Below are 5905 nucleotides of genomic sequence, written 5' to 3'. Positions count from 1 at the left end.
TGCGCCCTGAAATTGCCGCATGAGTTGCTGCATAGAGGGCTCTCGAGCCGTTTGCCGCATGCATCAATGTCGTTTGGAAACAGAAGAGGTTTGAGATGAGTAGAAATCACCGCAGTCATTATCTGGGCGCGGAAGAGAAGGCACGCATCGAGATCATCCCGATGATCGACATCATGATGTTCCTGCTGGTCTTCTTCATGCTCGCCACGCTCAAGATGATCCAGGGTGCGGGCATCAAGCTGGACCTGCCGCAATCCAGTACCGCCGAAGCGTTGCAGCAGACCATCAAGGTATCGATCGGCGTGACGAAGACCGACGAGCTTTACCTGGACGCGAAGCCCATCACGCCCGACGAACTCACCACGCGCCTGAAGGGCCTCGTGAGCGATTCGAAGAAAGTCGATGTCGCCATCTCCGGCGACGAAGGCACGAGCTACAAGAACATCATCCACGTGATGGACCTGGTGCGCGCGGCCGGTATCAGCTCTGTAGCACTGGCGACGAATCCGACGACATGAACGCTCCCGTACATCTGGTCAGCACGCCTCGCGTGCCTCTGGACGGGGCGCTGTGGGCGTCGAAGGGAGCATCGAAAGACGGCAAGGTATCGATGAAAGTCGCGGTCGGCGCCGCGTTGCTCGTCGAACTGTTGCTGATTGCCGGTCTCTCGCACGTGAACTTCACCCCTGACGCGCCGCCGCCGCCGAAAGAACTGCGCGTGCGCATGGCGCCACCGCCGCCTCCGCCACCGCCGCCGCCCGAGGTGAAGAAGCTCGAGCCGCCGCCGGCTCCCACGCCGCAAAAGCCGGTGCCGAAGAAGGTCGAGCCGAAGCCGTTGCCCACGCCCAAGCCGCCGCCGGCCAAACCGTCGCCCGCGCCGAAGGAAGCGCAGATCCCGGCTGCAGCGAATCCGTCCGCCAACGCGCCTGCCGTGGCCACCACGCCGACCAACTCGCCGCCAAGTCCGCCAGTGGCCGCAACGGGCGCCGCGCCTGTCGCGCCGCCTGCGTTGCATGGTGTGGTGGATGGCCGTGGACACTGCCAGTCCGTGCAGCCGCAGATTCCGCGCAAGGCGCTGCAGGACGGCATCTCGGCTGACGTGATCGCGCATCTGACGATCAATCCGGACGGCAGCGTGGGCGCCGTGAAGATCGTGAAGACGACGCCGCCGACTTCGGTCTTCAACGAAGCCGTCACGACTGCAGCCAAGGCGTACAAGTGCGAGAAGAACGCCGAGCCGTATGTTGGCGAGGTGACCTTCTCGTTCAAGACCGCGCCGAGCAGCGACGACGAATGACGGTCTTCATGCGCGTTCGCCGGATCTGATTCATCACAAAGTTGAACCAAACCTTCGGCATGTCCCGCTCAGTGTGTGAGACATGCCGAAGGCCGCTGCAACCGCGAGTGGTCACTGATCATCGGCCATTGGCGGCAAGTCATGAATTCCGGGAGTTTCCTTGATGTTTTTCGCTTCGTCCGTTTCTTCATCCGTTCTTCCTGCGCGCCGGTCGTCCACTTTATTGGCCGCGTGTCTCTTCAGCGCCGCAATCCTCCCCAGTCTCGCCAGCGCGGCCATCATCCCGCCCGGCACGCAACTCGCCGCGAAGCAGGAGTTGGTGCGCAACAATGGCAGCGAAGTCGAGACGCTCGATCCGAACGTCGCTGAATCCGTGCCGGCCAATAACGTTACGCGGGATCTCTTCGAAGGCCTGACTGCTGTTCGCTCCGACGGTGAAACGGTACCCGGCGTCGCCGAGAAGTGGGAAATGAAAGACTCGACCACGTGGATCTTTCATCTGCGAAAGAACGCGAAGTGGTCGAACGGCGAACCAGTCACGGCGGGAGATTTCGTTTTCAGTGCCCAGCGGCTCGTCGATCCAAAAACCGCATCACCATATGCGAACACGTATGGCATGTTTCTGCTGAACGGCACGGAAATCGTCGCGGGCAAAAAGCCGGTCGCATCGCTTGGTGTGACGGCGATCGACGCGAATACGCTGCAGATAAGGACCCCGTACCCGGTGCCGTTCCTGCCTGACCTGATGACCAACACGAACTTCGGCCCCATCAACAAGGCCGCGATGGAGAAGAACGGCAAGGACTGGACGAAGCCGGGCAAGCTCGTCAGCAACGGCGCGTTCATGCTGAAAGACTGGCAGGTGAACAACCGGCTCGTGCTCGCGAAGAACCCGAATTACTGGAATGCCGGCTACGTACAACTGAACCAGGTGACGTACCTGCCTATCGAAGATGAGAACACCGACGTAAAGCAGTACGAGTCGGGCGGCAACGACTGGGTTTACCAATTGCCCTCTGGCACGTTCGCCCGCTACAAGCAGGAGTATCCGAACGAGATGCGCGCGGCGCCCATGCTCGGCTTGCGCTACTACTCGTTCAACAACAAGGACCCGTTGTTGAAAGACGTACGCGTGCGCAAGGCGTTGTCGATGGTCATCGATCGCGACATCCTAGCGCAACGCGTCACGGCCGATGGCCAGATCCCGGCGTATGGCGTGATTGTAAAGGGCGTGAAGGGCGCGGACGTGAACGCCTACGACTGGGCGTCATGGCCCATGGCAAAGCGCGTGGAAGAGGCCAAGAAACTGTTGGCCGAAGCGGGCGTGAAGCCTGGCACCAAGCTGCAGTTCGCGATGAACACCAGCGAATATCACAAGAAAATGGCGATCTTCGCGGCGTCGGAATGGAAGAGCAAGCTCGGGCTCGATACCGACATCCAGGCCATGGAATTCAAGGTCTTGCTGAAGAAGCGCCATGATGGCGATTACCAGATTGCGCGCAACGGCTGGGTTGCCGACTACAACGACGCCAGCACGTTCCTGACTCTGGTTCAGTGCGGCTCGGAGCAAAACGACAATCAGGCCTGCAATCCGAAAGCCGATGCGCTGATGCGTGAAGCATCGAACTCCACCGATCCCGCTACGCGCCTGAAGCTGCAAACGGAAGCAGGCAAGGTTGCAATGGAAGACTATCCCATGCTGCCGCTCCTGCAATACACGCTCGTGCGCCTCGTGAAGAGCTACGTGGGCGGTTATTCCACGAAGAATCCGATGGACCACTACCGCAGCGAAGACCTGTACATCATCAAGCACTGAGCCCGAACCCGTCATGAACGATTCGCATGAACCCTTGAAGGGCGCGCTGTGGGCGTCCGCGCACGCGGAACACAAACATCAGCCGATGGGTGTGTTCATCGCGGCGGCGGTCGTCGTGACGGTGTTGATGATCTACGGCCTCACGCATGTGAACTTTGCGCCTGTGCAAGCGCCGCCCAAGGAGATGCGCGTGACCATGGCGCCACCGCCACCTCCGCCACCGCCACCGCCGCCGGAAGTAAAGAAGATCGAGCCGCCGCCTGCGCCCACGCCGGTTGAAAAACCGAAGCCGACGCCGGTCAAGCCGAAACCGTTGCCGACACCGAAGCCGCCTCCCGCGAAACCCGCGCCGGCGCCGAAGGAAGCGAACATTCCTGCCGCGGCCAATCCCTCGCCCAACGCGCCTGCGCTCGCGACGGCCCCGGCGAATACGACGCCTGCAGCGCCTGTTGCCGCAGCGGCTGCGCCGACTCCCGCGCCTGCGCCGGGCTTGCATGGCGTGGTCGATGGACGCGGCCACTGCCAGTCCGTGCAGCCGCAGATTCCGCGCAAGGCGCTGCAGGACGGCATCTCGGCGACGGTGACGGCGCGTCTGTCGATAGGTACCGACGGGCAGGTCAGCGACGTCAAGATCATGCGCGTTTCGCCACCCACGTCCGTCTTCAACGATGCGGTGATCGCGGCCGGCAAGGGCTATAAATGCGAAAAGAACCCCGAGCCGTATGTTGGCGAAGTGCAGTTCTCGTTCAAGACAACCGCGAGCGACGATGAGTAAAGCAGTAAGGCTGGTGACGCTCGCGCTCGGCGTGATGTTCATGGCACAGGGGGCGCTCGCGCGTCCATCGATAGCGCAATACGACGAGCCGAAATATCCGGCGGGCTTCACGCACTTCGACTACGCGGACCCCGACGCGCCGAACGACGGCGACATCGACTTCCAGAATTACGACGAGCTGCAAAGCTACGATTCCATGAATCCGTTCCTGATTCGCGGCGCGCCTGCGCCCGACCTCAAGAACCTCATGTTCGATACGTTGATGCAGCGAAGCTGGGACGAGCTGGCGTCGGAGTATCCGTTGATAGCCGACGACGTGAACGTCGCGCCCGATGGCAAGTTTGCGGCTTTTCACATCAACCCGAAGGCGCGTTTCTCGAACGGTGACCCGATCACCGCCGCCGACGTGAAGTATTCATACGACACGCTTGCGAGCAGCCATGTCTCGCCCATCTTCAACTCGCAATTCGCCAACATCACGAAGGCGACGGTGGTTGATCGTCTTACCGTGCGGTTTGATTTCAAGGAAGCACGCCGCGACGCGCCACTGATTGCGGGCGACCTGTGGGTGTTCTCGCCGAAGTGGGGCATGAAGCCGGACGGCACGCGTCCTTCGTTCGACAAGATTGCGACCGATCCACCGCTTGCGAGTGGCGCTTACCTGATCGAGCAGCGCAAGAACGACAAGCAGATCACGTACGTGCGCAACCCGGACTACTGGGCCGCCGACCTGCCGGCGCGCCGTGGCATGTACCACTTCAAACGCATCACGTTTCGCCTCTTCACCGATCACTACACGTCGCTCGAAGACTTCAAGGCGGGGCACACGGACATGCGGGTGGAATATTCGTCGGGTACGTGGGCGCGAAAATACGTCGGTAAGAACATCGCTAACGGATCGCTGAAGAAAGGTCTCTTTCCCGATGGTCCCGCGCAGATGCAGGGCATTTTCATGAACACGCGCAGACCTCAGTTCGCCGATCCTCGCGTGCGTCGCGCGCTCACGCTCGCGTTCGATTACGAGTGGCTGAACCGGCTGACGTTCTACGGGCAATACCGGCGGACAGGCAGTTACTTCCAGGACAGTCCGTTCGGTGCGACCGGCGTGCCGGACGCGAATGAACTGGCGTTGCTCGAGCCGTATCGAGCGGAACTTCCGGCGGCCGTGTTTGGCCCGATGCTCAGGCAACCCGACACCACGCCGCCCCATTCGATCCGTGCGAACCTGCGCGAAGCGCAGGCGCTGCTGAACGAGGCAGGCTGGAATTATCGCGACGGTGCGTTGCGCGATGCAAACGGCACGGCCATGTCGATCGAGATCATGGACGATCAACCCGGCATGGACGGCGTGATCATGCCTTTCGTGCAGCAGTTGCAAACGCTCGGTATCCAGGCGCATATGCGTGAACTCGACAGCGCGCTATACGGCAAACGCATGGACGCGTTCGACTTCGACATGACCACCTATATCTATTCGCCGGTGACCATTCCGGGCGGCGAACTGACGCGGCGTTTTGGCAGCGCGGCGGCAGCGCAACCCGGTTCGGAAAATTTCCCCGGCGTGAAATCGAAAGCCGCCGATGCGATGATCGATGCCGCGCTCAAAGCCAATACGCTCGCCGATCTGCAGACCGCCACGCACGCGCTCGACCGTATCCTGATCAACGGTTATTACATCGTGCCCGAGTACTATGCGCCGAATACGCGCGTGGGATACAAGGCGCGCATGGGGTTCCCTTCAGTCCTGCCGAAGTCGTACTACGCCGAGGACTGGCTGCTCGATTACTGGTTCGTGAAGCCGGTGCCGGCAACCAGCGCCCCAACACATTGAGATTGCCGTGGCCGCTTATATCCTGAGACGTCTGTTGCTGATGATCCCCACGCTGATCGGCGTGGTCACGCTCACGTTCGTGGTCACGCAGTTCGTGCCGGGCGGTCCGGTCGAACAGATGATGAGCCAGTTGCGCCACGGCGCGACCCATGGCGGCGAGGCGGGCGGAGGCGGCGGTTATCACGG

At 61.4% G+C, this 5905-nt stretch carries 5 protein-coding genes and 1 pseudogene; all 6 read left to right on the top strand.

The window, feature by feature from the left end; translation table 11 throughout:
* Positions 1 to 95 precede the first annotated feature (95 nt).
* A complete protein-coding gene (locus tag ACFFAR_RS22495) occupies positions 96 to 518 on the top strand; it encodes a biopolymer transporter ExbD (protein ID WP_062002821.1) in 423 nt (140 codons plus the stop codon).
* Positions 515 to 1297 (top strand): energy transducer TonB, encoded by a 783-nt coding sequence (locus tag ACFFAR_RS22490; protein ID WP_375508498.1) that lies wholly within the window; start codon positions 515 to 517, stop codon positions 1295 to 1297. Before ACFFAR_RS22495 ends, ACFFAR_RS22490 begins: the two co-directional genes overlap by 4 nt.
* A gap of 163 nt (positions 1298 to 1460) precedes the next feature.
* The gene (locus ACFFAR_RS22485; RefSeq protein ID WP_069638408.1) at positions 1461 to 3113 is read left to right on the top strand and encodes a peptide ABC transporter substrate-binding protein; all 1653 of its coding nucleotides are present in this window, start codon (positions 1461 to 1463) and stop codon (positions 3111 to 3113) included.
* A gap of 13 nt (positions 3114 to 3126) precedes the next feature.
* Complete coding sequence (locus tag ACFFAR_RS22480) at positions 3127 to 3888, top strand: TonB family protein (protein ID WP_062002824.1); 762 nt, start codon at positions 3127 to 3129, stop codon at positions 3886 to 3888.
* Positions 3881 to 5719, top strand: coding sequence for an ABC transporter substrate-binding protein (locus ACFFAR_RS22475; RefSeq protein WP_174363857.1), 1839 nt, complete (start codon positions 3881 to 3883; stop codon positions 5717 to 5719). The genes ACFFAR_RS22480 and ACFFAR_RS22475 overlap by 8 nt, the downstream gene beginning before the upstream one ends.
* A gap of 7 nt (positions 5720 to 5726) precedes the next feature.
* Positions 5727 to 5905 (top strand): annotated as a pseudogene (locus ACFFAR_RS22470) (microcin ABC transporter permease); the annotation flags it as partial.

The sequence above is a fragment of the uncultured Caballeronia sp. genome (genome assembly GCF_964243625.1).
In the GTDB taxonomy this organism is placed as follows: domain Bacteria; phylum Pseudomonadota; class Gammaproteobacteria; order Burkholderiales; family Burkholderiaceae; genus Caballeronia.
The sequence above is the reverse complement of the archived record's forward strand: the minus strand, read 5'-3'. Positions and strand labels throughout refer to the sequence as shown.

Bases quoted from the DNA above. Each gene is read 5' to 3' on its own strand.
- ACFFAR_RS22495 (WP_062002821.1), top strand. From the start codon at position 96: ATGAGTAGAAATCACCGCAGTCATTATCTGGGCGCGGAAGAGAAGGCA.
- ACFFAR_RS22480 (WP_062002824.1), top strand. From the start codon at position 3,127: ATGAACGATTCGCATGAACCCTTGAAGGGCGCGCTGTGGGCGTCCGCG.
- ACFFAR_RS22485 (WP_069638408.1), top strand. From the start codon at position 1,461: ATGTTTTTCGCTTCGTCCGTTTCTTCATCCGTTCTTCCTGCGCGCCGG.
- ACFFAR_RS22475 (WP_174363857.1), top strand. From the start codon at position 3,881: ATGAGTAAAGCAGTAAGGCTGGTGACGCTCGCGCTCGGCGTGATGTTC.
- ACFFAR_RS22490 (WP_375508498.1), top strand. From the start codon at position 515: ATGAACGCTCCCGTACATCTGGTCAGCACGCCTCGCGTGCCTCTGGAC.